General features: G+C 66.6%; 26 protein-coding genes. 7 read left to right on the top strand and 19 right to left on the bottom strand.

The window, feature by feature from the left end; translation table 11 throughout:
* Window positions 1–9: 9 nt before the first annotated feature.
* From RMCN_RS00640 to RMCN_RS00620, 5 genes are read right to left on the bottom strand one after another with little or no spacing between them, the layout of a single operon-like run.
* Window positions 10–1350, bottom strand: a complete 1341-nt coding sequence (locus tag RMCN_RS00640; RefSeq protein WP_064412913.1) for an LLM class flavin-dependent oxidoreductase — start codon at window positions 1348–1350, stop codon at window positions 10–12.
* Window positions 1347–3119 (bottom strand): FAD-binding protein, encoded by a 1773-nt coding sequence (locus tag RMCN_RS00635; protein WP_067386492.1) that lies wholly within the window; start codon window positions 3117–3119, stop codon window positions 1347–1349. Before RMCN_RS00635 ends, RMCN_RS00640 begins: the two co-directional genes overlap by 4 nt.
* Complete coding sequence (locus tag RMCN_RS00630; RefSeq protein ID WP_067386490.1) at window positions 3112–4032, bottom strand: 3-carboxyethylcatechol 2,3-dioxygenase; 921 nt, start codon at window positions 4030–4032, stop codon at window positions 3112–3114. Before RMCN_RS00630 ends, RMCN_RS00635 begins: the two co-directional genes overlap by 8 nt.
* Window positions 3980–5680 carry a bifunctional 3-(3-hydroxy-phenyl)propionate/3-hydroxycinnamic acid hydroxylase gene (locus RMCN_RS00625; RefSeq protein WP_067386488.1) on the bottom strand — a complete coding sequence of 567 codons (1701 nt, stop codon included), beginning with the start codon at window positions 5678–5680 and terminating at the stop codon, window positions 3980–3982. Before RMCN_RS00625 ends, RMCN_RS00630 begins: the two co-directional genes overlap by 53 nt.
* Window positions 5677–6597 (bottom strand): alpha/beta fold hydrolase, encoded by a 921-nt coding sequence (locus RMCN_RS00620; RefSeq protein ID WP_409366028.1) that lies wholly within the window; start codon window positions 6595–6597, stop codon window positions 5677–5679. Before RMCN_RS00620 ends, RMCN_RS00625 begins: the two co-directional genes overlap by 4 nt.
* A 141-nt stretch (window positions 6598–6738) precedes the next feature.
* On the opposite strand from RMCN_RS00620, the gene RMCN_RS00615 reads away from it, so the two are divergent.
* Window positions 6739–7518 (top strand): IclR family transcriptional regulator, encoded by a 780-nt coding sequence (locus tag RMCN_RS00615; protein ID WP_084377001.1) that lies wholly within the window; start codon window positions 6739–6741, stop codon window positions 7516–7518.
* Window positions 7519–7545: 27 nt separating this feature from the next.
* Window positions 7546–9150, top strand: a complete 1605-nt coding sequence (locus RMCN_RS00610) for an FAD-dependent oxidoreductase (RefSeq protein ID WP_067386486.1) — start codon at window positions 7546–7548, stop codon at window positions 9148–9150.
* A gap of 135 nt (window positions 9151–9285) precedes the next feature.
* On the opposite strand, the gene RMCN_RS00605 is transcribed toward RMCN_RS00610, so the two are convergent.
* From RMCN_RS00605 to RMCN_RS00590, 4 genes are read right to left on the bottom strand one after another with little or no spacing between them, the layout of a single operon-like run.
* On the bottom strand, window positions 9286–9579 hold the full coding sequence (locus tag RMCN_RS00605) for a cytochrome C oxidase subunit IV family protein (protein ID WP_064346506.1): 294 nt from the start codon (window positions 9577–9579) through the stop codon (window positions 9286–9288).
* 3 nt (window positions 9580–9582) lie between these two features.
* Entirely contained in the window at window positions 9583–10179 is a 597-nt protein-coding gene (locus RMCN_RS00600; protein ID WP_064412907.1) for a cytochrome c oxidase subunit 3, read from the bottom strand.
* On the bottom strand, window positions 10176–11015 hold the full coding sequence (locus RMCN_RS00595) for a hypothetical protein (protein ID WP_067386484.1): 840 nt from the start codon (window positions 11013–11015) through the stop codon (window positions 10176–10178). The genes RMCN_RS00600 and RMCN_RS00595 overlap by 4 nt, the downstream gene beginning before the upstream one ends.
* On the bottom strand, window positions 11012–11719 hold the full coding sequence (locus tag RMCN_RS00590; RefSeq protein ID WP_064346503.1) for a hypothetical protein: 708 nt from the start codon (window positions 11717–11719) through the stop codon (window positions 11012–11014). Before RMCN_RS00590 ends, RMCN_RS00595 begins: the two co-directional genes overlap by 4 nt.
* A gap of 87 nt (window positions 11720–11806) precedes the next feature.
* Here RMCN_RS00590 and RMCN_RS00585 point away from each other — a divergent pair, with 87 nt between their 5' ends.
* Window positions 11807–12433, top strand: a complete 627-nt coding sequence (locus tag RMCN_RS00585) for a TetR/AcrR family transcriptional regulator (RefSeq protein ID WP_067386481.1) — start codon at window positions 11807–11809, stop codon at window positions 12431–12433.
* Here the strand turns inward: RMCN_RS00585 and meaB are convergent.
* Both meaB and RMCN_RS00575 read right to left on the bottom strand, forming a co-directional pair.
* The gene (meaB, locus tag RMCN_RS00580) at window positions 12388–13275 is read right to left on the bottom strand and encodes a methylmalonyl Co-A mutase-associated GTPase MeaB (RefSeq protein WP_067386479.1); all 888 of its coding nucleotides are present in this window, start codon (window positions 13273–13275) and stop codon (window positions 12388–12390) included. The two genes, RMCN_RS00585 and meaB, sit on opposite strands and share 46 nt — an antisense overlap.
* A gap of 48 nt (window positions 13276–13323) precedes the next feature.
* A complete protein-coding gene (locus tag RMCN_RS00575) occupies window positions 13324–14469 on the bottom strand; it encodes a thiolase family protein (protein WP_067386477.1) in 1146 nt (381 codons plus the stop codon).
* Between the two features lie 74 nt (window positions 14470–14543).
* Here RMCN_RS00575 and RMCN_RS00570 point away from each other — a divergent pair, with 74 nt between their 5' ends.
* Window positions 14544–15308, top strand: coding sequence for an SDR family NAD(P)-dependent oxidoreductase (locus RMCN_RS00570; RefSeq protein ID WP_067386475.1), 765 nt, complete (start codon window positions 14544–14546; stop codon window positions 15306–15308).
* 262 nt (window positions 15309–15570) lie between these two features.
* Here RMCN_RS00570 and RMCN_RS00565 read toward each other — a convergent pair whose 3' ends face one another.
* From RMCN_RS00565 to RMCN_RS00550, 4 genes are read right to left on the bottom strand one after another with little or no spacing between them, the layout of a single operon-like run.
* Window positions 15571–16338 (bottom strand): enoyl-CoA hydratase/isomerase family protein, encoded by a 768-nt coding sequence (locus tag RMCN_RS00565; protein WP_067386474.1) that lies wholly within the window; start codon window positions 16336–16338, stop codon window positions 15571–15573.
* Window position 16339: 1 nt separating this feature from the next.
* Window positions 16340–17428, bottom strand: coding sequence for an acyl-CoA dehydrogenase family protein (locus RMCN_RS00560; protein WP_067386472.1), 1089 nt, complete (start codon window positions 17426–17428; stop codon window positions 16340–16342).
* Window positions 17415–18227 (bottom strand): acyl-CoA dehydrogenase family protein, encoded by an 813-nt coding sequence (locus RMCN_RS00555; protein WP_067386470.1) that lies wholly within the window; start codon window positions 18225–18227, stop codon window positions 17415–17417. Before RMCN_RS00555 ends, RMCN_RS00560 begins: the two co-directional genes overlap by 14 nt.
* Window positions 18212–19609 carry a class I adenylate-forming enzyme family protein gene (locus RMCN_RS00550; protein ID WP_067386468.1) on the bottom strand — a complete coding sequence of 466 codons (1398 nt, stop codon included), beginning with the start codon at window positions 19607–19609 and terminating at the stop codon, window positions 18212–18214. The genes RMCN_RS00555 and RMCN_RS00550 overlap by 16 nt, the downstream gene beginning before the upstream one ends.
* Window positions 19610–19725: 116 nt before the next feature.
* Between RMCN_RS00550 and RMCN_RS00545 the strand changes: the two genes are divergently transcribed.
* Window positions 19726–20037, top strand: coding sequence for a 2Fe-2S iron-sulfur cluster-binding protein (locus RMCN_RS00545; RefSeq protein WP_064412899.1), 312 nt, complete (start codon window positions 19726–19728; stop codon window positions 20035–20037).
* Here the strand turns inward: RMCN_RS00545 and RMCN_RS00540 are convergent.
* From RMCN_RS00540 to RMCN_RS00525, 4 genes are read right to left on the bottom strand one after another with little or no spacing between them, the layout of a single operon-like run.
* Entirely contained in the window at window positions 20025–21080 is a 1056-nt protein-coding gene (locus RMCN_RS00540) for a CaiB/BaiF CoA transferase family protein (RefSeq protein WP_064346493.1), read from the bottom strand. The genes RMCN_RS00545 and RMCN_RS00540 overlap by 13 nt on opposite strands.
* A complete protein-coding gene (locus tag RMCN_RS00535; RefSeq protein ID WP_067386466.1) occupies window positions 21077–22033 on the bottom strand; it encodes an LLM class F420-dependent oxidoreductase in 957 nt (318 codons plus the stop codon). The genes RMCN_RS00540 and RMCN_RS00535 overlap by 4 nt, the downstream gene beginning before the upstream one ends.
* Before the next feature lie 36 nt (window positions 22034–22069).
* Window positions 22070–22486 carry a cobalamin B12-binding domain-containing protein gene (locus tag RMCN_RS00530; RefSeq protein ID WP_064346491.1) on the bottom strand — a complete coding sequence of 139 codons (417 nt, stop codon included), beginning with the start codon at window positions 22484–22486 and terminating at the stop codon, window positions 22070–22072.
* On the bottom strand, window positions 22486–24063 hold the full coding sequence (locus tag RMCN_RS00525) for a methylmalonyl-CoA mutase family protein (RefSeq protein ID WP_067386464.1): 1578 nt from the start codon (window positions 24061–24063) through the stop codon (window positions 22486–22488). The genes RMCN_RS00530 and RMCN_RS00525 overlap by 1 nt, the downstream gene beginning before the upstream one ends.
* Before the next feature lie 209 nt (window positions 24064–24272).
* Here RMCN_RS00525 and RMCN_RS00520 point away from each other — a divergent pair, with 209 nt between their 5' ends.
* Window positions 24273–25124, top strand: coding sequence for an SDR family oxidoreductase (locus RMCN_RS00520; RefSeq protein WP_067386461.1), 852 nt, complete (start codon window positions 24273–24275; stop codon window positions 25122–25124).
* Window positions 25121–26620 carry a class I adenylate-forming enzyme family protein gene (locus RMCN_RS00515; RefSeq protein WP_067386460.1) on the top strand — a complete coding sequence of 500 codons (1500 nt, stop codon included), beginning with the start codon at window positions 25121–25123 and terminating at the stop codon, window positions 26618–26620. The genes RMCN_RS00520 and RMCN_RS00515 overlap by 4 nt, the downstream gene beginning before the upstream one ends.
* Window positions 26621–26630 lie beyond the last annotated feature (10 nt).

Below are 26630 nucleotides of genomic sequence, written 5' to 3'. Positions count from 1 at the left end.
CGGCGCCCGTCACTGCGCACTCTTGGCGTCCGCATCGGGGTTGCGGCTCGCCCACCCTTCTCCCGACTTGAGTTTGGCGGCCGCCGCCTCGATACCGGCGTTCATCTCGTCCATCGCCAGCGACACCTCGTTGGCCGTGTAGTTCTGGCGGCCGGTCGGCAGTCCGCCGAATGCATAGCTCTCGTCGAAGATGGGCGCCTGCGACGGTTGCCGTCGCGCTTCGACCTTCTCGATGATCGGCTCGAGTCGTTTGGCCTTGGCCGCCCGCGCCTTCTCATCGCGTTCGATGAACTCGGGCAGCACCTCCTTGCCCATTAGTTCGATGGACTCCATCGTCTCTTCGTGCCTGCGCGGGGTCAGCAGCAGGATCAGCTCGTCGACGCCGCTTTCCTCGTAGCCGCGCAGGAAATTGCGCACCGTCTCCGGGCTGCCGATCGGACCGCGGTCGGGCCCGTAGACGATGCTGGGGTCCTTCTCGATCTCTTCGAGGTGGCGCTTCCACACCCCGGTCCGGCCGGGGGTGTGCATACCGGTCATGTAGTAGTGCATGATGCCGAACGCGAAGAAGCCGCCGCCCTTGCCGAGCCGTTCGATGGCCTGTTCGTCGGTGGGCGCCACCATCATCGACAAGTCACCACCGATGGCCAGGATGTTCGGGTTCATCTGCGGGGTGACGGGCGCGCCGTTCTCCTCGAACTCCTTGTAGTAGCCGTTCACCCGTTCGGTCAGCGGTCCCGGCCCCGTGTAGGCGAAACTCAATGCGCCCAGGCCCTTTTGGGCCGCCATGGCCACCGACGCGGGCCGGGTGCACGCCACCCAGACGGGCGGGTGCGGCTTCTGCAGCGGCTTGGGCACGACGTTGCGCGGGGGCATCTCGATGTGCTCACCCTTGAAACCGGTGAACGGCTCCTCGGTCATACAACGGATCGAAACCTCCAGCGCCTCTTCCCACATCGCGCGTTTGTCGGCGGGGTCCACACCGAAACCGCCCAGTTCGCCGACCGACGACGACTCGCCGGTGCCGAACTCCACGCGCCCGTTGGAGATCAGGTCCAGGGTCGCAACCCGTTCGGCGACACGAGCGGGGTGGTTGACGACCGGCGGAAGGTGCATGATGCCGAAGCCCAGGCGGATGTTTTCGGTCCGCTGGCTCGCCGCGGACAGGAAGATCTCGGGCGCAGTGGAGTGGCAGTACTCCTCCAGGAAGTGGTGCTCGGTGAGCCACACCGTCGAGAAGCCGGCCTTGTCGGCGAGCTCCACCTCGTCGAGACCGTCCTGGAAAAGCTTGTGCTCGTCGTCTTCGCTCCACGGCCGCGGCAGTGGGAATTCGTAGAACAGCGAGATCTTCATTTCGTTACCTTCCGATGTGTATCGAGTGTCGAATCGGTACTAGTGCCGGTCTGAATTCCAGAACCGGACAGCTGCTCGGCGATGTGCTTGGCCGCGACATAACCGAAGGTCATCGCGGGGCCGATGGTGGCGCCGGCGCCCGCGTAACTGCGACCCATCACCGCGGCCGACGTGTTGCCGACCGCGTAGAGGCCCTCGATCACGCCGTCGTCGGCGCGCAGCACCCGGGCGTACTCGTCGGTGCGCAACCCCCCGGAGGTGCCCAGGTCGCCCAGGATGATCTGAAACGCGTAATAGGGCGGCTTACCCAGCGGGTGCAGGTTCGGGTTCGGCAGCGTGGGATCACCGTAGTAGTTGTCGTAGGCCGAGTCGCCGCGGTTGAAGTCGTCGTCGTGGCCGTTGCGCGCCAGTTCGTTGAATCGCTCGGCGGTCTGGCGCAGCTGGGCCGGCGGGACGCCGATCTTGCCGGCGAGCTCCTCGAAACTGCTGCCCTCGTGCACGACACCGGATTCCAGCCACGCCTTGGGCACCTTCCAGCCGGTCGGCACGGGTGCGAACGGGATCTTCGGAATTGGCAGATGCCCGGCGACCACGTACCGGTGAAACGACCGGATGTCGGTGATCAGCCAACACGGAATGTGCGTGACCCCGCTGTTGTGGCCTTCGATCATCGCGTGCGCGAAGTCCATGTAGGGCGCCGCCTCGTTGATGAACCGCTTACCCGCACCGTTCACCACGAACTGGGACGGCATCATGCGTTCGTTGAGCATGAACTGCAACCGCCCATCAGGCCAGCAGATCGCGGGGAACCACCAGGCCTCGTCGAGCAGATCGGTCGATCCGCCCACCTTCTCCCCTGCCCGGATGGCATCGCCCATGGACGCCGGATTGCCGAAGCTCCAATCCTTTTCGAGCAGCGGTAGGTGCTGCCGGCGCCACTGGATGTCGTGATCGAATCCGCCCGCGGCCAGGATCACGCCCTGCTGGGCCCTGATCCGCTGCTGGTGGCCGTCACGCTCCACCACCGCCCCGATCACCGCTCCGTCGACATCGGTGATCAGTTCGCTCATCGGCGAGTCGAGCCACAGCGGGACGTCGTGTTGTTTGAGCGCCAGCCGCATGCGGGCGGCCAGCGATTGGCCGATGGCCGCCATCCGGTCCCCGAAGACGCGCGCACGGAACATCCGCCAGATCAGCTTGACGAGAACAGCCTTGCCGCGCCAGTTCTGGCGGACCTGGTAGAACAACCGAAGGTCCTTGGGCGCGAACCAAATACCCTTGGGTGCCAGCGCGAGCGGCTGCAGCAGATGCTGCTCCTCGTCGCCGAGCTTGCGCAGGTCGATGGCGGGTACGTTGATGGTGCTGCCCTGCGCGGATCCTCCCGGCAGTTCCGGGTAGTAGTCCGCGTAGCCGGGCTTCCACACGAATTCGAACCACGGGCTGCGCTTTTCGAGGAACTCCATCATCTCTGGAGCGGTGTCGACGTACTGGCGCAGACGCGCGTCGCTGACCAGGCCGCCGGTGATCTGGCGTAGGTACTCCACGACACCGTCGGGATCCGGCACGTAACCCGCCTTGCGCTGCGCCGGTGCGCCGGGCACCCAGATACCGCCACCCGACAGCGCGGTGGAACCACCGAAGTGCGCCGACTTCTCGACGATGAGCGTGTCCAGGCCGAACGCGTCGGCGGCCAGTGCCGCGGTCATTCCGCCGCCACCTGAGCCGACGACGAGCACATCGACGGTGTGGTCGAACTTGCTGTCAGACATCCAGAACCGCCGTCCTGATCGCGAACCCTGCGATCAATTCCGGTGCCGCCCGGTAGAACCGCTGTTCGGTGCGGTAGGGACCGTGCGCGGCAAGTGCGGCGAAAGCCGCGATCCACGTGCGTACTTCATGCGCGGAATGGCCGGCCTCGCGTTCGATCCAGTCGTTGGACCAGCCGTCCACCTCGGCGAGCCGGTTGTTGTCGATCAGCTCCAGGAAGGCCGCGTCCCAGTCCGGATTCAGCGGCTGCAACGGACTCTCGCCGTGCGCGAACGCCTGCGCGGCGTCCATCACCGCGACCTGGCGGGCCTGCCGCTGCTCCGGTGTCATGGGTACGCCGTGCACGATCCGATCCAGCGCGGTCGGCGGCGCGGTCGCCAGCGTGGGCACCGGCGGATCGTGGGACAGTCCACCGGATCCCACGACGAGGACACGCTTGTCGAGCGTCGCGAGATATGTGCCGAGCGCGGCTCCGAGCGCCCGCACCCGGCGCACCGGCCCGAGCGGGGTGGCCACCGAGTTGATGAAGACGGGGATCACCGGCACCGACGCCGCATCCCCGAACAGGCTCTGGAGCGGTTGGACGGTCCCGTGGTCGACGTCCATGCTCGCCGAGATCGCGACGTCGATCCCTGATTCGAGAACCGCTCGGGCGCAGTCGGTCGCGACGTCCTCGGGCACGTTCAACGGCCCGGCGTGCGAGCCGTAGTCACCGACACCCTGTGCGGCCGTGCCGATGCAGAACGGCGGCATCGTCCGATAGAAGAATCCGTTGTAGTGGTCCGGCGAGAAGATCACGACGAGTTCGGGGGCGTACGCGGTGACAAACCGACGTGCCTCGGATATCGCCGCCTCGATGTCGTCAAGGAGTTCCCGTGACGGTCCCGGAAGGTTCAGTAGCGGGCTGTGCGACATGCAGCACAGGGCCAGTGTGCCCATGAGAACCGGAGCCTCCTCCCTGGGTCAGACACAGAACGTCGAAAAGAGATTCACTGAGTTCGGCGGCGCGCTGGGCGATGCAGGCGCCGGCGATGCAGCGGTCGGGACGCAGGAACAGCACCGAGTCGGTGTAGGTGTCGAACCACGCCTTGAGCGCGCCGGTCCTGTCGCCGACCACCACCACATCGTCGTCGTCGTGCCCCGGCCAGCGCAGCTGTGTCATCGGACGCGCTTCGATGAACTCCGCACCCAACGCCTTCCACCGGTGAAACGCGTTGTCGCCGAGGATCGCTCGCAGGTTGTTGCTCCAGCACAGCACCGCGAATCCCGGTCCGAGCACGTCGTCGAGAAGCACGTTCTGCTCCGTGCGGGTGTCGACGCGCGGCTGGATGAACAGCGTGCCCGTCGGCGAGACCGCGGCGGCGGCACCGGCACCCGGTGCGGAATGGAACACCGCACCCTGTTGATAGCGCGGCATCGGCTTGAAGCGCATCTCGAGCACGTAGCGCTTCAGCGACGGCACCACCGAGGCGGCGTGAATGACCCGGTCCCGCAACGCGGCGACCCTGCGGTTCGTCGGCGAAATCACCCGACCGACCATGGTGGACAGGTCGATCATCGCGCGGGCATGTTTGCGGCGCTCGACGTCGTAGGTGTCCAGCAGGGCGTCATCGGCCTGTCCGCTCACCACCGCTGCCAGTTTCCAGCCCAGGTTGGCCGCGTCGCGGATACCGCTGTTGTATCCCTGCCCCTGCCAAACCGGCATCAGATGCGCGGCGTCGCCGGCCAGCAGCATCCGGCCCTTGCGGAACGAACCCGCGATGCGCGAGTGGTGGGTGTATACCCGGTGGCGGATCATATCGACCTGCTCGGGATACGGAACCCGTTGCGCCAACATCTTTCTGACGAACGCCGGATCGTCGGCCTGTTCGTCGGTCTCGTGAGGATGGATCAGGAATTCGAAGCGGCGGATGCCGTGGGCGATCGAGATCGACACATAGGGCCGCGCCGGGTCGGCGCCGACCTCACTGTTCGGATGGCCGAGCGGATCGTTGGCGACGTCGACCACCAGCCAGCGCGTCGACGACGTGGTGCCGTCGAACGACACACCCATCAACCGGCGGGTGGCACTGCGGCCGCCGTCGCACCCGACCACGTATCGGGCCGTGACCGACGGCTTGCCGCCGGCGAACTGAACCGTCACCGCGCCGTCGGCCTCGACGCACGACTCCATCCGGCACCCGAACCGAACCTCCACGTTGTCGAATCGGTCCAGGCCGCCGAACAATTCGGCGTCGACCATCGGTTGCACGAAGCCGTTGCGCTTGGGCCAGCCGAAGCGGGCGTCGGGCGGTGCCATCTCGGCGAGCAGCCGTCGGTTGGCGTCGAAGAACCTCAAGATCTGGTTGGGCACGGTGTGCGGCAGCACCCGGTCGACCAGGCCGATCGACTGGAACGTCCGCAGCGCCTCGTCGTCGAGGCCGACACCGCGGGGGTAGTCGATGAGCGTGTCGCGTTCCTCGACGATAAGCGTCCGAACCCCGTGCAGCCCAAGGATGTTGGCCAACGTCAAACCGGATGGTCCTGCGCCGACGATGGCGACGTCGACGTCGGTCGTCGTCATAGCCGCCCCAAGAGGAAGTCCAGGTGCAGGCGATTGAACGTCTTGGGGTCCTCGTACTGGGGCCAGTGACCGCATCCGGGCATCACCTCGAAGCGGGCGCCCGGGATCATCGAGACGATGCGTCGCCCCTCGGTGACGTCGGCCGTGGGATCGTCGCTGGTCCACACCACCAGGGTTGGCGCGGTGATCGATCCGTACTCGTCGGGCCCGAGGAGGTTGCGTGCGCGGATGTCTGGATCCTGCAACGCCATGATGTCGCGCATCGCCGCGACGAACCCGGGTTGCCGGTACACCCGCTGCCTGCTCGCGACGATGTCGTCGTAATCCTTGGTCTTGTCGGCCATCAGCCACTTGATGCGGGCCTGCACCGTTTCCCACGTCGGGTTCTCGGCGGCGGCCATGGACAGCGTGATGATCCGCTTCATCACCTCGGGATCGGCCTGCGAGCCGCCCGCCGTGTTGAGCACCAGCCGGTCCAACCGATCGGGGTGGTCGACCGCGAATCGAGCGGCGACCCATCCACCGAGCGACTCGCCGCTGATGTGGGCGCGGTCGGCCCCGACCGCGTCGAGGAACGCCAGCAGGTGGTCCACATAGTGGCGGACTTCGAGCGGATGCCCCGGTTTATCGGTGTAGCCGTGGCCGAGCATGTCGATCGACCAGACCGAGAAGTGTTCGGCGTGCGCCTCCAGGTTGCGCACGTACGCCTCCGCATGCCCACCGGAGCCGTGCAGGAAGACGAGCACCGGCTTATCGGAGTCACCGGCGTGCAGGTATCGGGTGCGGGTCCCACCGGCGTCGAGGTAGCCCTGAGAGAACGAAACGCCCTGCAGATCGCTCCACACGCTCTCGTATTCGGCGACCTCCGCACGCCCGTCGGCGGCCGCGAACGCCGCCAGCGAATCCGGCTCAGACACGCTTACCCTCTCTTGACCGCGAGAATCGAATTCTCGTATTTTGTAAGCACTCTGCTCATTTATCGCACACCCACGTGCACTATAGTCAGAGCATCACTCTCGCGACAGCGTGATGTCAAGGGAAGTCGAGGAAGGGACGCCATGCCTTCGGAGGGCGGAGCCCGACATCGGGTCGAGCAGGGCGGAGCCCGACATCGGGTCGAGCAGGGCGGAGCCCGGCAGGGGACGGAGCCGATCAGCGTCGTACCCAACGGGGCGCCGGGCTCGCAGACGCTGGCAAGGGGTTTGGCCGCCTTGCAGCTGGTGGCCAGCTCCCCTACCGGCCTCACCGCTCAGCAGGTCGCCGACGACATCGGTGTGCACCGGACCATCGCCTATCGGTTGTTGTCGACGCTGTCGCAGTTCCGGTTGCTGGCCAAGGGCGAGGACGGTCGCTACCGCTCGGCGGCGGCGCTGGCGGTGCTCGGGGCGTCGTTCGACAACAACGTGCGGCAACTGAGCCTGCCGACCTTGCGGGGGCTCGCCGACGAACTCGCGAGCACGGTGTCCCTTCTTGTCGCCGAGGGTGATCAGCAGGTCGCGATCGCCGTCGTCGTGCCGACCAACGTCTTCTATCAGCTGTCCTTCCATGAGGGCAGCCGTTATCCGCTGGACCGGGGCGCCGCCGGAATCGCGCTGCTGGCAAGCATGCCGCCTCGTCCCGACGAACGTGATCTGGTGCCGCTGACCCGCGAGCAGGGCTGGGTGATCACACACGGCGAGATCGAGCCCAACACCTACGGCCTCGCGGTCCCGGTGCGCCGACGGCCACCGGCGCCGCCGACATGTATCAACCTCATCTCGCATCGCGAGGACGTCCTGACGCGCGGCCGAGACGCGGTCATCAGGGCGGCCGACGAGTTGTCCGCGATCCTCAACTAAGGGCACTCCAGCCGGAAGGAGCAGCACATGACCGATTGGGATCATGACGTCGACGTGGTCGTACTCGGTAGCGGCGGGGCCGGTTTGACCTCGGCGCTCGCCGCGGCGGCCAATGGCGCTTCGGTGGAGATCTACGAGAAGGCCGCGACCGTGGGCGGTACGACGGCGGTGTCGGGCGGCATCATCTGGATTCCCGCGCACAACCGGGCCGCAGACGGCGAACTGACCGTCGAGGACGCGATGGCCTACCTGCGCGCCCAATCGCTGGGATACATGGACGACAACCTGGTCGAGACATTCGTGCGCACCGGCCCCGAGATGCTCGATTTCGTTGAGGCACACAGCGATCTGCGGTTCGAAGTTGCCGAGGGGTTCCCCGACTACAAGCCCGAGCTGCCCGGTGGTCGGCCGTCGGGTGGGCGTTCGCTCAACGCCAAGCCGTTCGACCTGGGCCGACTCGGTGAGTGGCGCGACCGGATCACGTCGTTCCCGGCGGATTTCAGCAACGTCGGCATCGACGCCGAAACCCGCGCGCGCATCCACGCGTCGGTCGACGACGAATCCGGTGACTACTGCGTGGCGGGCACGGCCCTGATCGCCGGACTGCTGAAGGGCCTGCTGGACCTCGGTGTGACACCACGGACCAACGCGCGCGCGGTCGAACTGCTCGCCGATCCGCTCGGCATCACGGGTGTGCGAATCTCGCAGGACGGCAACGACTTCACCGTGCGGGCCCGTCGAGGCGTGATTCTGGGAACCGGCGGGTTCGAGTGGGACCGCCAACTCGTCGAGGCGTACCTGCGGGGACCGATGCGCGGACCCGTCTCACCGCCCAACAACACCGGTGACGGCCTGCGGATGGCGATGGCGCACGGCGCCGATCTGGCCAACATGGGCGAGGCCTGGTGGGTGCCGATCGTCCAACTTCCCGGCGACACGTATCAGGGCCAGCCGCGCAGCCGCAGCGTTCGGCTGGAACGGACCCGACCGCGCAGCATCATCGTCAACCGGGCGGGTAAGCGGTTCCTCAACGAGGCCGGCGAGTACAACTCGATGGCGGGGCCGTTCCACTACCTCGATCCGAAGCTGGGGTATGCCAACGATCCGGCGTGGATCGTCTTCGACTCGCTTCATCTGAAGAAGTACGGCTTCCTCGGCATCGAACCGGACGGCCCTGCGCCGGAATGGTTCTCGCCGTCCAAAGACCTGGTCGAGCTCGGCGAGAAGACCGGCATCGACCCCGACGGATTGGCACGCACACTGCAGTCCTGGAACGACAGCGTCGCCCACGACCGCGATCCGGATTTCGAGCGCGGTTCGAGCGCCTACGACGGCTATTGGGGCGACGACAAAGCACCGACGCCCGCCGGCCGCACCCTCGGCCCGATCGATACGCCGCCCTACTATGCCGTGCCGGTGTCGATCGGCGCGATGGGCACCAAGGGTGGTCCCCGCACCGACGGCGACGGCCGGGTGCTGCATGTCAACGGATCGGCGATCCCGGGCTTGTTCGCCGCGGGCAACGCGATGGCCGGGGCCACCGGCAAGGCGTACGGCGGTGCCGGTGGAACGATCGGGCTCGCAATGGTGTTCGGTTACCGCGCCGGACGTGCGGCCTCGGCTCGCGTGTAGCTCGCGTGTAGCTCGCCTGTTGCTCGCCTGTTCAGGGCCGGCCAGTGCTCGACTGTGCATCCTGATACGCCCATCGCGGCGTGTTGCGTATGAAACCGCGCACTCGGTATCGCGGGCCGGTCGGTGCAGCGCTGTTCAGGCGACCGCCATTCCGATGAAGTAACTGCTCAACAGGCAGGTCGCGACGAGGACCACCCACCCGTCGGTGAGGCGGCACAGCCAGGCGGGGGCGTGGCGCACCTCCATGAACTCCCGGAAGATGATGCGCACCTTGATGAGTGCGATGACGATCGCGCTGACGGTGACCACGGTGCTGGCCTTCAGCGTGCTGTTCTGGTCGACCGCTTCATCCATCCAGACGTAGACCAACGTCAACAACGTCAGGATCGCCCAGGCGATCACGAGTCTCTTGTTCACAGCGTTGGTCACCGATCACCTCACCACGTAGAGCATCGCGAAAATCAGCACCCACAGGAAGTCAACCGTGTGCCAGTACGTCGCTCCGGTCTCGATCAGCTCCTGCGAGCGTCGCGCCGGGCTCCGCAACTGGTAGAGGACCACACCCAACACGATAAATCCGATCAACACGTGGATGCAGTGCAGTGACGTGAGAAAGAAGTAATGCTGGAAGAACTCATCGCTGGTGAACGTGTTCCCCAGTCGGATCTCCAGAATCCATTCGAACACCTTCGAGACCACGAACGTCACACCGAGACCGACGGTCACATACGCGTACGTCGTCGCCGAGCGGTACGAACCGCCGCGTGAAGCCTGGACGCACCTGGCGATCGCCCACGAACTCGTCAGCAGGACAATGGTGTTGAAGACACCGATCCGCAGATCGAGATCCGCCTGAGACGCCAGGAAGAGATCCGCATTCTGTGTGCGCAGCGCCAGGTAGACCGAGAAGTAGCCGGTGAACAGCATGGCCTCGAACAACACGAACAACCACATGTCCGGCTGGCCGGGTACACGGCGTTGCGGCTTGTCCTCGAGCCGTTTCGACGTGGCGCCAACGACGTCGGTCATCGCACCGCCCCCACCGAGGCCGAGGGTTCGGTTACACCTTTCGGCGGCGGGTCGGGCAGCGGCCCGGTGCCGAAATCCTCGCGCTCGATCATCTTTCGCAGTAACACGATGAACGCCGCGGTGTAGAGGATGAACACGACCATGTTGATCCACCACGCGATCGCACCGTTCCACGCGAATGCGCCGCGTTGAAAGATCCAGGCGGGTGCGACGACGACTTCGGTCAGCGCGTTGCACAGCCCCAGATACGCGAACCATTTCGGGAACACGTTGTTCTTGTCGAGCAGGATCGCCACCAGCCAGACCACTGAGCCGACCAGGAACACCCCCATCGTTCCGCTGAACGACAGGAACGCGAAGTCATACATCCACAGGATCAATTCGGGATCGCGATCAGGGCGGAGCGCGCCGACGGTCATCGCGATGGCCATCACCAGCATGCCGGGCAGGGCGGCGAGCGAGTACATGATCAGGTAGGAATAGGCGAAGACGCGACTCACCGACATCCGCCACATCGAGTATGCGAGTAGGGCGTTCATCGGCGCGCACATGCCCGAAATCAGGAATACGACGCCGAATCCGGTGAGCAGGCCGAGATGGCGGTCGGCGAACCACTGCACCACAAACGGCGTGTCCCAGTCGGGGCTCGGCGGCGGTTGCACCCGCGTCACGAGGAAGAACAGCACGCCGTACAACTGGTAGAAGATCACCATCACCCACCACGCGAACCACAGCTCACGCTTGGGGTGGTAGCGGAAGTTCCACACCAGGCGACCCAGCCGTGAATCGTTGGGCGGATCGGGCGCCGCTACCGTCTCTGCGCTGAGCGCGCTCATGCGGGGACCGCGACTTCTGCGCGTTGGCGGCGGATGTTCTGGGCGAGAACAACTCCCATCACCACGATCCAGACGGCGATCGCGATGTTCTTGACCCAGAAGGACAGCACGCCGTCCCACGCCAACGGGCCCTCGAAGGTCACCGCCCCGAATGCCGCCGGCATCAGCGCGACGGCGATGAGCAGATTGAAGTGCGCCACCCACGGCCGGAAGACCGGCTGGTCTCGGCGATCCCAGTAGATCGCCAGGGCCAGCACCAGGCATTGGGCGATCAGATAGGGCACCAGCACCGTGAAGGTGACCCAGGCCAGATCGTTGAGCAGTTGGGTGAGTTCGGGAGAACGTTCGGGCCGGAAGGACCCCAGAAGCCAGAACATGTTCGCGATCAAGAACAGCGTCGGCGGACCGCCCGCGCAGGCGATCAGGCAGTAGGTCAGGATCGGCGTGCGGTGTGCCATCTTGCGCACTTGCATCGCCAGCAGGATCACCGTCGGGATCAAACCGACCCCGAACCAGTTGAACAGAATCATGCTGTACCGAATTCGGGCCGTCTCGTCGCGGTAGAAAGCCGCGACCTCCTCCGCGGACATGGTCGGCGACATCGGATGCAGGAAACCGGGAAACAGGAAGAACGCGGACGCCCAGATGATCACCATCGCGGGCAAGACCCACAGCATGATCAACTCACCATCAGTTCGTCTCATGTGCGCTCCAAGGCTAGTTGCCGATCGGCTACTCGAACGGTAGCCGATCGGCAACCAGGCGGTCAATGCTGGGCTACCCTCGACGTCATGGCCACGGCAGAGCAGAGATTCAGTGCGATCACCCGCACCGCTGCGCAGACGAGGGTCTTGGACGCAGCGCTGGCATTGATCGCCGAACACGGGGTCAGCGGTACCTCCCTGCAGATGATCGCCGATTCCATCGGGGTGACCAAGGCGGCGGTGTACCGCCAGTTCAAGACGAAGGAAGAGATCGTCATCGCGATCACCGAACGGGAGATGGGCCGTCTCGAGGACGCGCTCGAAGTCGCCGAGGCGGCCGGCCACGGTGTCAAATCTCGGGAGATCTTGCTCGACCGGATGATCGACCAGGCCGTCGAACGGCGCGGAGTCGTCAGTGCGCTGCAGTTCGATCCGGTGATCCTTCGGCTGCAGGCCGAACATGAGCCGTTCCAGCGATTCATCGAACGCCTGTATGCCGCGCTGCTGGGCACCCATGCCGGTCCGGAGGCCCGACTGCACGCCGCGGTGCTGTCGAGTGCGATCAGCGTGGCCGTGATGCACCCACTGGTTTCCGATATCGACGCCGAAACGCTTCGCACTCAGTTGATTCGGATGTCCCGCCGGTTGCTCGACCTACCGGAGCGGGCTCAGGGCCCCCCCCGTACGACGAAGAGGCGCTCGGCGGCGGTATAGGGGTCGTCGTCGCCGTCGGCGACGGCTGCGGCCAACCGGTCCAGTTCCGGATGCGTGCGCAGCAGCGTCTGCGCCAGCGACAAGATCTGCGCCCTGGCCCGCGCGGCGCGTCGTTCCGGACTGTCGGAACGGTGATGCATTTCGATCGCGTCGACGAGTTCGGGCAGGCCGTCGCCTTGGGCTGCAACCAGTTTCAGCACCGGCGCCATGGTCTCCGCACGAAGGTCGCGCACGGTCTGGTCGGCGCCCTCGCGGTCGGCCTTGTTCACCACCACGATGTCGGCCACTTCCAGTAACCCGGCCTTGGCCGCCTGCACGGCGTCGCCTGCGCCGGGATTGAGGATGACGACGGTTGGATCGGCGACCGCGGCGATCTCGATCTCCGACTGTCCGACCCCGACGGTCTCCAGCACCACCAGCCCGTAGGACAGCGCCGCCAGAACACGGATTGCCGCGGGTACCGCCGCGGCCAACCCGCCGAGATGCCCGCGCGCCGCGACGGACCGGATCAGCACGTCGGGATCGTTGATGTGGGCGGCCATCCGGATCCGGTCGCCGAGCAGCGCTCCCCCGCTGTAGGGCGACGATGGGTCGACCGCCAACACCGCGACCCGCTCGCCCCGCTCCCGGTACGCGCCGACGAGCGCACCGACCGTCGTCGATTTCCCCGCGCCCGGCGGCCCGGTCACTCCCACGACTCGCGGCGTGTCGACGGGTCCGAGCGTGTCGAGAAGTTCGCTGCGCCGGGGGCTTTCGACGATGCTGAGCAATCGGCCGGTCGCGCGGGCCGATCCGTTGCGCGCCGCCTCGATGAGTTCCGCAAGACGGTCTGAGCTGGTCATCGTTATGGCAGTCTACGGATCGCCTGCTTGGTGTCGCCGCCGGGCGGCTCAGGCCACCTCGATGACCGTGGCCGATCCCATGCCGCCGCCCGCGCACATCGCGGCGACGCCGATTCCGCCGCCGCGCCTGCGCAATTCGTGAACGAGCGTGACGAGCATGCGCGCGCCGGTGGCCGCCACCGGATGCCCCAGCGAGCAGCCGCTTCCACTGACATTGACGCGGTCGGGGTCGATGTCGAGCAGTTTGACGGTCGCCACGCACATCGCCGCGAACGCCTCGTTGATCTCGAACAGGTCGACGTCGGCGAGCGAAATGCCGGCGCGCTTGAGGGCTTTCGGGATCGCTTCGACGGGTGCCAGCCCGGTGAAGGCGGGATCGACACCGACCGACGCCCACGCCTTGACGGTGCCCAGCGAGGGCAGCCCGAGCCGGTCGCTGGCCAACGTCAGCACGGCGGCCCCGTCGTTGGCTCCGCAGGCGTTGCCTGCAGTGATGGAGAAGCCTTCGATCTCGGGATGCAGCGGCTTGAGCGCGGCGAGCTTCTCGATGCTGGTGTCGCGACGGGGATGCTCGTCGGTGTCGAACTGCCCGTAGGGCGTCTCGATCGGGACGATCTCGTCCTTGAAGCGGCCCTCGTCGATCGCCCGGATCGCCTTGCGGTGCGAGCCCAGCGCCCACTCGTCCATCTCCTCGCGGCTCACGCCCGCGCGCACGGCGGCGTTCCAGCCGACGGTGATCGACATGTCCATGTTCGGTGCGTCGGCGCGGTCGGGGTGCGTCGGGGGAAACCAGTCGAGCATCGCGGCGTCTTTCGCGCTGCTGGCGCGGCGGGTGAAGCGGGGCGTGGTCGAGGCGGAATTGACGCCACCGGCGATCACCACTTGATCCATGCCCGCGCGAATGCAGGCGGCGGCGCTCTGGACCGCGGCCTGCCCCGCAGCGCAGTGCCGGTTGTTCGACAGCCCGGGCACCGAGGTGAGGCCCGCGGTGATCGCGGCGTGGCGAGCGATCACCCCGCCGCCGTAGAGCCCCTCGCCGAGGATCACGTCGTCGATCGCCAGGCCGTTCACCTCACCGGCGGCCGCGCCGATCACATGCTCGGCCATCTCGTAGGCGTCGGTGTCTCGCAACGTGCCCTTCATCGCGGTGCCGATGGGGGTGCGCAGGGCAGAAACGATCACGGCTTCGGGCATGGGTATCTCCGTCTCGACGTATGAGAATGTTATTCTCTCAAGCCGAGAGTGCTAGTTGCAAGAAGGGGAACCATATGCAGATTGCGGGTAGCTCGGCAATCGTGGTCGGCGGCGCCGGCGGCCTCGGCGAGGCGACGGTCCGGCGTCTGCACGGGGCCGGAGCCAAGGTCGTCGTCGCGGACATGGCCGACGACAAGGGCAAGAAGCTGGAAAGCGAGCTCGGCGTGCGCTACGTCCGCACCGACGCGACGTCGGAGGACTCCGTCAACGCGGCGATCGCCGAGGCCGCGGCGCTTGCTCCGCTGCGCATCTCGGTGGATACCCACGGCGGCCCGGCCAGCGGCGGCCGGCTCATCGGCAAGGACGGCTCCCCGCTGGACCTCGACGGTTTCAAGACGACGATCGAGTTCTACTTGACCGCGGTCTTCAACGTGATGCGGCTGGCGGCCGCCGAGATCGCGAAGTCCGAGCCGCTCGACGAGGGCGCCCGCGGCGTGATCATCAATACCGCGTCGATCGCCGGTTACGAGGGTCAGATCGGTCAGCTGCCGTATGCCGCGGCCAAGGGCGGCGTGATCGGGATGACGCTGAATGCGGCCCGCGACCTCTCGCCGCTCGGCATCCGCGTGGTCACCATCGCGCCCGGCACCATCAACACCCCGGCGTATGGACAGGCCGCCGACCAACTCGAGCAGTACTGGGGCCCGCAGGTGCCGTTCCCCAAGCGGATGGGCCGGTCGACGGAGTACGCGCAGTTGGCGCAGAGCATCGTCGAAAACGACTATCTCAACGGCGAAATCATCCGCCTCGACGGAGCTCTACGCTTCCCGCCCAAGTAATTCCCTGTCCCGCGAGCGTGCGTGTTTGCACACGACACGCCGCGCAATTTCAGCAGTTTGCGCACCATCGCGCCATCGCGACGGTGCGCGTCTGCATCTGGCACGTGTGCTCAGCACGGGCCATACGAGGCCGTGCGTTTCGTATACCGGTCGGGTTCGACAGGTTGCGCACACTCGCACGCGCATGAGCGTGCGCATAGCGGCGCGCGCGAGCGGCGTGTCGCGCAGCAGACACGCACGCTCGCGCCAAACTGAGTGTGCGCTACTTCTTCTTGGCGTTCAGCCGGTTGACGATCTCGCGGAAATCGTCGGTCTTGAAGGACTGCTCCTCCGCGGTGTTGGCGTAGTCGAGCACCGCCAGCACGGAGCGCTCGAGGTGAATGTTCAACAGCCGCTTGGTACTTTCGACCGCCTGGCGCGGCAGCTCCATGATCTTCTTCGCGCAGGCGATCGCCTCGCTCAGCGGATCTTCGACGACGTGGTTCGCCAACCCCAGCTCGGCGGCGCGCTGGGCCGAAATCCGCGCACCGGTCAGCGCGTATTCCTTGGCGTGCAGCAAGCTCATCTCCAGCGGCCACACCAGCGGTCCACCGTCGGCGGCGACCAACCCGACCTGAACGTGTGGATCGGCAAGGTAGGCATCATCTTTGATGTAAACGATGTCGGACAAGGCCACCAGGCTGCAGCCCAGGCCCATCGCCGGACCGTTGACGGCGGCCACCACCGGAATCCGGCAGCGCGCCATGCCCAGCACGATCTCGCGGCCGTGCAGGATCGTCTTGGCGCGTAGGTCGGCGTCCTGACGCAGCTCCTCGAGATAGCCGAAGTCGCCGCCGGCCGAAAAGGCCCGTCCCGCACCGGTGATCACCGCCGCGCGAGCCTCCCGGTCCTCGGCGAGCCGCGGCCACAGCCAGGCGAGCCCGCAATGCAGGTCGTCGTTGACCGAATTCAAGGATTCCGGCCGGTTCAGCGTGATGATGCGCAATGCGCCGTCGGCCTGGACGTCGATCTCCGGTGGTAGGTCGTACAACTCAAACTCCTAATCCGAGAATGCGCGAAGCGATGATGTTCTTCTGAATCTGCGAGGTACCGCCCATCACGCTCTGCGCGCGGCTGTACATGTAGGCGCCGAACAATTCGGGATCGCCGGTGCCGACGGTGGCCAGCGCGGCGTGACCGACGGACTGCTCGGTCCACGTCATCAACAGCTTGTCCAACGAGCCCTGCGGCCCGTGCGTCATCCCGTCGAGCTGTTCGGACAACCTCCTGCGCACGTGCAACCGCAGCATCTCGGTCTGCACCCACGCCCACGCCAGCTCCTCGGGAGCCGAGCCGTCCACCCGTGAGGCCAACTGCCGCACCAGCTTTCCGTAGCGGGCCGAGAACCCGAGCGTCGACGGCTCGCGCTCGTGGCTGACGACGGTCATCGCCAACTTCCAGCCCTCACCCGGCGCGCCGACCATGTTCTCCGCGGGCACCCGGGCCCCGTCGAACAGCACCTGGCCGAACTCCTTGGTGACGCCGCTGATCATCTTCAGCGGCCGCTGTTCGATCCCCGGTTGATGCATCGGCACGATGAACGCCGAAATGCCCTTGTGCTTGGGCACATCCTTGTCCGTACGAGCCAGCAACAGACACCAGTCGGCCACATCGGAATAGCTGGTCCAGATCTTGTGACCATGGATGATGTACTCGTCACCCTCTCTGGTTGCCGTCGTGGTCAGCGACGCCAGGTCTGAGCCGGCGCCAGGCTCGGAGAAGCCCTGGCACCACCGCTCGGTGCCGTTGATCATTCCCGGCAGGAACCGTTGGCGAAGCTCCTCGCTTCCGTGATGCGACAGCCCCACCACCAGGTAACCGAGGCTCGGCCGCGCCGGCGCACCGGCCTTGGCGATCTCCTCGTCGACGATGACGTCGTAGACCGGAGGCAGATCCTGTCCGCCATACTCTTTCGGCCACGAGGTGCCGAAGAACCCGGCCTCATACAGCGCCTGGTGCCACGCACCCTGGGCGGCCCAGTACTCGTCGCCCGACGTCGGGAACTTGCCCTTCTGCTCGCTCAGCCAGCCGCGCAGACGGTCGCGGAACGCGGCTTCCTCCGGTGAGTCACGAAAGTCCAATGGACAACTCCTCCAACTTCACGGGCCACGCCTCGGTGGCGGACAGCACCCGGCGCAGGTAGACGTGGGCCAAGCACTCCCACGTGTTGCCGATACCGCCGTGCACCTGGATCGAGGTCTCGCAGACGGTCAACGCCGCTCGCGCACAGTAGATCTTGGCAACCCGGGCCGCCTCGACGGCCTCGGCGGCCGGGAGTTCGTCGACCGCCCATGCGGCATGCCGCAACACGCTGATCGAACCCTCGATCAGTGCCAGGCTCTCGGCCAGCAGGTGACCGACCGCCTGGTACGACCCGATCGTCGAACCGTACTGCTCACGCACCTTGGCGTACTCGACGGCCAGATCCTGGGCTCCCCTGGCCGCCCCGACCAGGTCGGCGCACGTGACCGTCAGCGCCAGCGCCCGCCATCGGCCGGCATCCTCATCCGAGAGGCTGTCGAGTTCGGCGGGTGACTCAACCACGCCGGCAAGGCTTTTCGTCAGGTCGATCGAATCCGCCGCCTCTGCCGCAACCGGCTCACCGCCGCCTCGCATGCGAAGGTCGTCGGCCAGCAAGGGCCCGATGAACGGCACGTCGACGAGCCTTCGCGCGAACTCCTCGGCCACGATCGCGACCTCGACACCCGACGCCCCGTCCGAGCGAAGCGTGCGAAAGCCCGTGGCGTCCACGGCCTTCTCCAGTCTGGCGACCCTGCTGGCATCCTCGAGGTCGGCGACCGACCCCGGACCGAGGTCGTCGGCCAAGCTCGCCGCCGCGGCCCTCAACTGTTGTTGTTCACTTGTCAGACGGACGTCCACAGACGCTCCTTCAACACTCGACGCAGAACCTTCCCGGAAGGCAACCGCGGGATCTCGGGCACGACGACCACCCGGCTGGGCCGCTTGTACGACGCCAGCCGCTCCCCCACCCACGACGCCAATTCGTACTCCGGCACAGGGGTATTCGTCTTCACGGCCGCGACGATCGCCTCGCCGTTGGCCGCGTCGGGCACCCCGAACACCGCGCAGTCGTCGACCGCGGGATGCCCGTGCAACACGGCCTCGACCTCGGCGGGCGCAACCTGAAAGCCGCGCACCTTGATCATCTCCTTCGACCGGTCGGTGATCCGCAGCCAACCGTCGTCGTCCAGATAGCCGACGTCACCGGTGCGGTACCACCCGTCGTGGAAGGCTGCCGCGGTCGCCGACTCCGGCAGGTAGCCCGCCATCACCGAATCCGACTGCACCTCGATCTCGCCGGGCTCGCCCGAGTCCAGGACCGCACCGGTGTCCAGGGACACCACGCGTACGCGCGCACCGGGCACGGGCCGGCCAACGGTGTCGAGGTGGCGGCCGTCGAGCTCGTTACACGAGATCACCGGCAACTCGCTGGCGCCGTACGCGGTCACCCACTTCACCCCGGTCCTGGCGGTGACGGCCTGTGCGACGCTCTCGGTGACCGGCGTCGCGCACCACATGATGTAGCGCAGCGACGATAGGTCGTGGGACTCCAGATCCGGATGGGCCGCCAGCGCCAAAGCGATTGGCGCCACGGCCATCTCGATGGTGAGCCGGTCGCTTTCGATATGCCGCAACATGGTGTCGATGTCGAAGCGCCGGTGCAGCCGGATCCAGGTCCCCGTGTCGAGCGCCATCACGATGTTGAGCAGGCCCAGGATGTGTGACGGCGGGGTCATGATCTGCATGCGGTCCGACGACGACAGCTGCAGCGCATCGCGCCAGTGCCGCACCGCGACGGCGAACGCCGCATGGGTGTGCCGAACCGCCTTCGGCATACCGGTGGTGCCGGAACTGAACACGAACAGGGCGTCGGCCTGGGGATCGGGTGCGGTGACCTCCCGCTGCTCGGGTTCTATCGGATCGTCGAGCGAGAGCATCGGCATGATCTCGGCCAGCAGGGGATGATCGCCGACCGCGTGCGCCGGCCGGGTCAGCGCCAGCGCATGTTCGATCTCCGCGCGCCTCCACGCGGGGCTGAGTAGGACCGCCGCGGCCCCCAACTGCCATACGGCGCGCAGCGCGACGACGAATTCGGGGCGATTGGACGACATCAACGCGACTCGGTCGCCGGCGCGAACGCCGCGGGATTTCAGGGTTGCGGCCATCCCGGCACTCAGCGCGTCGAGCTGCGACAGCGTGTATTCACGCTGCTCGAAGGCGAGCGCGATCGCCTCACTCACACCCTGTCCTCACTAGCTAGTGCCCCGGGGGTCGGATTTCGCTTTGAGAATAGCGTATCATTTAACGAGAATGATATTCTCGTCCAGTTAGAACCGATGTGCCAGGAGAGTTGTTGATGACGGCCGATCCGATACCTGACCAGCCGGCACAGGGCGGACAGGTGACGATCGTGCTCGACCGCAAGAAGGTGTCGGTCACCCGCGTCGCCGACGAGACGCTGTTGGAGAGCGCCAGGCGGGCCGGCTTGTCACCGCCATTCTCGTGCGAAGCCGGCAACTGCGGCACCTGCATGGGCAAGCTCACCGAGGGCCGCGCCACCATGCGGGTCAACGACGCTCTCGACGAGGACGAGGTCGACGAGGGATACATCCTCACCTGCCAAGCGATCCCGGACACCGACACGATCTGCGTGACCTACGACGACTGAACCGCAAGGTCGCCGTGCTCGTCGACGCGGGGTGCCGGCCGGTACTCCGGTTCATAGCCCACGATCTGAATCGGACTGCGCACCAACCGGAAATCACCCGCCTGCACGATCACCTCGGGCGTCTGCTCCAACGCCTCGGGCAATGTGCGCACCGCGGCGACCGGAATACCCAAGGGACGCAACCGGGACTCCCAACTCGCGGCGGTATCGGTGGCCAACGCCGCGGCCACGACCGCCAGCACCTCGTCGCGCTTGTCTGACCGTTCGGCCATCGTGGGAAAGCCCTCGATACCTGCTTCGTCCGAGAACGCGCGCCAGAACCCATCATGGGTGATGAACAGCGCCAGATAGCCGTCCGCCGTCGCGAACAGTTGCGCCGGAACGTAATACGAGTGTGCCCCGAACGGATAACGCAACGGCGCCGCACCGTCGTTCAGGTACGCCGATGCGCGGTAGTTCAGCTGCGAGAACATCACATCCCGCAGGGACACGTCGACCTGACCACCACGGCCCGACACGATCTGCGCCAGCAGCCCCAGCGCCGCGGCCAGCCCGGTCGAGTTGTCGGCCGAGGAGTATCCCGGCAAGGTCGGCGGTTCGTCCGGATGTCCCGTCATGGCCGCGACGCCGGTCGCCGCCTGGATGACGTAGTCGAACGCCGGATCGTCGCCGCCCTCGAGCCCGAATCCCGTCAGCGCCACACAGACGATGCGTTCGTTGAACCGCTTGAGCGAGTCGTATGTCAGTCCGAGTTTCTTGATCGCTGACGGCTTCATATTCACCAGCAGCGCATGGGAATCCGCGACGAGTTCGCCGAGCCGCCGTCGGCCGTCCTCCGAGCGCAGGTCGAGGACGACGCTCTTCTTGTTGCGGTTCAGGCTGGCGAAATAGCTGTCCCCGACCTGCCGTGAGATCTCGCCGCCCGGCGGCTCGACCTTGATGACCTCCGCGCCGAGGTCCGCCAGCAGCATGGTGGCGTAGGGTCCGGCCAGCATGACTCCGACTTCGATGATGCGGATGCCGGCCAGCGGCGGGCCGCTCATTGCACCTGCTTGGCTAATTCCGCGATCACCTCACGCGTCCGGTACTTCGACGCGATCAGTTCGTCGCGGTTGTCGCCGATCGGCAGCAGCCGGACCGACAGGTCCGTGACCCCCGCATCGGCGAATCGCTTGAAGCGTGCCAGGATCGCTTCCTCGTCACCGGCCGCGCAGAGATCGCCGACGTCGCGGGCGTCGCCACGGTCCAGCAGTCGCTGGTAGTTCGGTGACGTCTCGGCTTCGGCGAGGATGCGGTTCGCCCGGTCCTTGGCGGCTTCGATCTCCGAATTCGCGCACAGGCACACCGGTATCCCCGCGACGATGCGGGGAGCGGGCCTGCCTGCCTCGGCGGCAGCCTTGTTGATCTTGGGGGCGATGTGCTCGCCGATGGCCTTCTCGTCGGCCATCCACAGCACGGTGCCGTCGGCGCGCTCGCCGGCGATCTGCAGCATCACCGGACCCAGCGCGGCCACCAGGACCGGCAGCGGGTTCTCCGCGCCGAGGACCGTCGGGTTGTGCACCGTGAAGGTGTCGTTTTCGACGTCGACGTCACCGGGGCCGGCGAGTGCGGCGTTGAGCACCTCGAGATAGTCGCGGGTGTACGCGGCCGGCTTCTCATAGGGGATGCCGAGCATGTCGCGCACGATCCAGTGGTGCGACGGTCCCACCCCGAGCGCGAGCCGCCCGCCGGCCACCGCATGCACCGACAGCGCCTGACGCGCGAGCGCGATCGGGTGCTGCGCCTGCAGCGGCACCACCGCGGTGCCGAGCTCGATCTTCGAGGTGTGCGCGGCCATCAGCGCAACCATGGTCAGACAGTCGAAGTCGTTGGGCACCTGCGGCATCCATGCGGTATCCATTCCCGCAGATTCGGCCCACTCGATATCGGAGACCAGCTTGTTGACCTTGCGCGCCATATCGCCGCGTTCGGCCCCGATCATCACGCCAAGGCGCATGTCAGTTCTTCCTCCGGGAGTTCAGCGGCGAGGGAGTCATTGCTCGCTCAATGTCAGCTTGCGGACCTCGTCGACCAGCGTGTCCAGCGAAGTGCCCGTGGGGAACACCGCAGCCGCGCCCGCGGACAGGAGCTTGGGCACATCGCCCTGGGGGATGGTGCCACCGACGACGACCGCGATGTCGCCGGCGTCGGCCGCGCGCAGCGCCTCGACCGTGCGCGTGGTGAGAGCCACGTGCGCGCCGGACAGGATCGAAAGCCCTACCAGCGCAACGTCTTCCTGCAGGGCGATCGACACGATGTCTTCGATGCGTTGCCGGATTCCGGTGTAGATCACCTCGAAGCCCGCGTCGCGCAGCGTCCGCGCGACGATCTTGGCGCCGCGATCGTGCCCGTCAAGGCCGGGTTTGGCGACCAGGACCCGCACCGGGCCGGCCGTAGAAGAGTCCGCCATCAGAACACCACCGGCTGCTGGAACTCGCCCCACACCGACTTCAACGTCGAAACCATCTCTCCCACAGTGCAGTAGGCGTTGGCGCAGTCGACCAGCTTGTGCATCAGGTTGTCGTCACCTTCGGCCGCGCGCGCCAGCGCCGCCAGTGATGCGGAGACCGCGCTGGCGTCGCGCTCGGCCTTGACCTTCGCGAGCCGCTTGAGTTGCAGATCGCGGCCCTCGGCATCGAGTTCGTAGGTCGCGATCTCGGGCGGCGGCTCGTCGGAGACGAACTTGTTGACCCCGACCACCGGTCGCTCGCCCGATTCGATCTCCTGGTGGATCTTGAACGCCTCGTCGGCGATCAGGCCCTGCAGGTATCCGTCCTCGATCGCACGGACCATGCCGCCGTGGGTTTCGAGATCGTGCATGATCTCGATGATCTTCTCCTCCGTCGCGTCGGTGAGCGCCTCGACGAAGTACGACCCGCCGAGCGGGTCGGCGACCTTGGTCACGCCGGTCTCGTAGGCGAGGATCTGCTGCGTACGCAACGCCAGGGTCGCCGATTCCTCGCTGGGCAGTGCGAACGGTTCGTCCCACGCCGCGGTGAACATCGACTGCACGCCACCGAGCACCGCGGCCATCGCTTCATAGGCGACGCGGACGAGGTTGTTCTGGGCCTGCGGCGCGAACAGCGATGCGCCACCGGCCACACAGCCGAATCGGAACATCGACGCCTTGTCCGACGAGGCCCCGTAGCGCTCGCGCACGATCGTCGCCCAGCGCCGCCGTCCGGCGCGGTACTTGGCGATCTCCTCGAAGAAGTCACCGTGGGTGTAGAAGAAGAACGAGATCTGCGGTGCGAACTGGTCGATCGTCATGCGCCCGCGTTCAACGACGGTGTCGCAGTAGGTGACGCCGTCGGCGAGGGTGAACGCCATCTCCTGCACCGCGTTGGCGCCCGCGTCGCGGAAGTGCGCACCGGCAACCGAGATCGCGTTGAACTTGGGCACCTCGGCCGCGCAGAACTCGATGGTGTCGGCGATCAGCCGCAGCGACGGTTCGGGCGGCCAGATCCACGTGCCGCGCGATGCGTACTCCTTGAGGATGTCGTTCTGGATGGTGCCGGTGAGCTTGGCCCGCGGCACCCCCTTCTTCTCTGCGGCGGCGACGTAGAACGCCAGCAGGATGGCGGCGGTGCCGTTGATCGTGAAGCTGGTGCTGATCTTGTCCAGCGGGATGCCGTCGAACAGGATCTCCGCGTCGGCGAGAGTGTCGACCGCGACGCCGACCCGGCCGACCTCTTCGCCGTACTCGGGGTCATCGGAGTCGTAGCCGCATTGCGTGGGCAGGTCCAGCGCCACCGACAGCCCGGTTCCGCCCTGGTCGAGCAGGTAGCGGTAACGCCGATTGGACTCCTCGGCCGTCCCGAACCCCGAGTACTGCCGGAACGTCCACGTCTTCCCGCGGTATCCCGTGGCGAAGTTCCCGCGCGTGAACGGATATGTGCCCGGCGGAGGCGGTTCCGTCGCCCGGTCCGTCGGCCCATACACCGGCTCGAGCGGGATCCCCGACGGGGTCTGTACTGGCTCGCTCATCACGGATAACGTACTTGCAAAAAATGAGAATGCCAATACCGCAGGCCGGAAACGTGCACCCGAGAAGGGGCGTCGCCCACCGTCCAAAGCCTGCGAAGACCCGGTACACAGCGAATATGGCACTTGCGTAAAATGAGAACGCCAATACCGCCTGTATTCGAGGTCCGCTAGCATCGTGGGGCGACGCAGGTCGCAGCCAAAGGAGGTCCATGTCCGCCTTCACTGACCGCACGCTCGTCGTCTCCGGCGGCAGTCGCGGCATCGGTCTCGCAATCGGCCTCGCTGCGGCCAGGCGGGGCGCCAACGTCGTGCTATTGGCCAAGACGGCCGAACCGCATCCGAAGCTGCCGGGCACGGTGCACACCGCAGTCGCCGAGGTAGAGGCCGCCGGCGGCAAGGGTGTGGCCGTGGTCGGCGACGTCCGAAAAGAAGAGGACGTGCAACGTGCGGTCGATGCGGCCGTCGAGCATTTCGGCGGGGTGGACGTCGTCGTCAACAACGCCAGCGCCATCGCCACCGAGCCCACGGAGCAATTGGCGGCCAAGAAGTTCGACCTGATGATGGACATCAACGTGCGCGGCACGTTCCTGCTCACCAAGGCGGCGCTGCCGTACCTGCGCAAGTCCGCGGCACGCGCCCAGGGAGCGGAGCCGGCAGGCGCGCACGTGATCACGCTGGCGCCGCCACTGAACATGAACCCGCACTGGTTGGGCGCTCACCCCTCCTACACCCTGTCGAAGTACGGAATGACTCTGCTCTCGCTGGGGTGGGCCGCCGAGTACGCGGAAACCGGCATCGGATTCAGCTGCCTGTGGCCCGAGACCTACATCGCGACGTCTGCGGTCGCCAACGCTCCCGGCTTCCAGGAGATGCTGGACCGGTCGCGCGACCCGCAGATCATGGGTGACGCGGCCGCGTTGATCCTGTCGCGCCCCCCGGCCGATGCGAACGGCAAATGCTTCATCGACTCCGAACTGCTCGCCGAGTCCGGCGTGACAGACCTGTCGCGCTACGGCGGTGGGGACGACCCCATCCTTGATATCTTCGTCGACAAATCATGAGCATCTCACTGCTGCTCGAGATGGCCTCGAGCAATCCGGACCGCACCGCCGTGGTGTCGGGTGGATTGCGGCTGACCACAGGTGAGTTGAGCGCCCTGGCGGACGGCGGGGCAGGCGTCATCGCCGAGTCCGGTGCTTCCCACGTCGCCTATGTCGGCATGGGTGGCGCGATGCTGCCCCTTCTGCTGTTCTCCTCGGCTCGCGCCGGGGTGCCGGTGACGCCGCTGAACTACCGGCTCAGCGCCGACGGCCTTCGTGAGCTCATCGATCGCCTCCCCCAACCGCTCGTCGTCGCCGACGCCGAATACCTCGATATGGTCGCCGGCGCGGGCAAGCAGGTCATCGGTTCCGACGAGTTCCTCGGCGCCGCGCGCACCAGCGATCCGGCCGCGGAGTTCCCCGATCCCGAAGACGTCGGGGTCGTGCTGTTCACCTCCGGTACCACATCGCGCCCGAAAGCCGTTGAGCTGACGCACAGCAACCTCACCAGCTACATCACCGGCACGGTCGAGTTCGATTCCGCGGAGCCCGGCGACGCCGCGTTGATCTGCGTCCCGCCGTATCACATCGCCGGTGTCAGCGCCGCGTTGTCCAACCTCTACGCCGGGCGAAAGATGGTGTACCTGCCGCAGTTCGACGCCAGCGAATGGATCCGGCTGGTGCGCGACGAGGGCGTGACGTCGGCGACGGTCGTGCCGACGATGTTGGACCGCATCGTGACCGCCCTGGAAACGGGGAACGTGGCCCTGCCCACCCTGCGCAACCTGGCGTACGGCGGCTCCAAGGTGCCACTTCCGTTGGTGCGCAAGGCGCTCTCACTGTTGCCGGAGGTCGGCTTCGTCAACGCCTACGGGTTGACCGAGACCAGCTCGACCATCGCGGTGCTCGGGCCCGACGACCACCGCGAGGCGCTCTCCTCGTCCGACGAGGCCGTCCTGCGCAGGCTGGGCTCGGTCGGCCAGCCGGTGCCAGGGATCGAAGTACAGATCCGCAACGCCGACGGCGAGGTGCTCGGCCCCGGCGAGACCGGGGAACTGTTCGTCCGCGGCGAGCAGGTATCGGGCCGCTACACCGAGATCGGCTCGGTGCTCGACGGTGACGGATGGTTCCCCACCAAAGACATCGCGATGCTCGACGAAGACGGTTATCTCTTCATCGGCGGGCGTTCCGACGACACGATCATCCGCGGCGGGGAGAACATCGCACCCGCCGAGATCGAGGACGTGCTCGTCGAACATCCGGCGGTGCGCGACTGCGCCGTGGTGGGGCCCGAGGATCCGCAATGGGGTCAGATCATCGTCGCGGTCGTGGTCCCGGCCGACAGTCCGGACGGCCCCGCGAACCCGGACCCCGAGGAGCTGCGCGAGTATGTGCGGCGCCAGTTGCGCGGATCGCGAACCCCCGACCGCGTCGTGTTCCGCGACGAGTTGCCGACCAATGCGACCGGCAAGGTGCTGCGTCGAGAACTGATCGCCGAGTTGACAGCCACCAGATAGCAAGGAGCCC

It is taken from the genome of Mycolicibacterium novocastrense, assembly GCF_001570485.1.
Classification (GTDB): Bacteria; Actinomycetota; Actinomycetes; order Mycobacteriales; family Mycobacteriaceae; genus Mycobacterium; species Mycobacterium novocastrense.
Note: the sequence above shows the minus strand (reverse complement) of the source record. Positions and strands in the feature narration are given on the sequence as shown.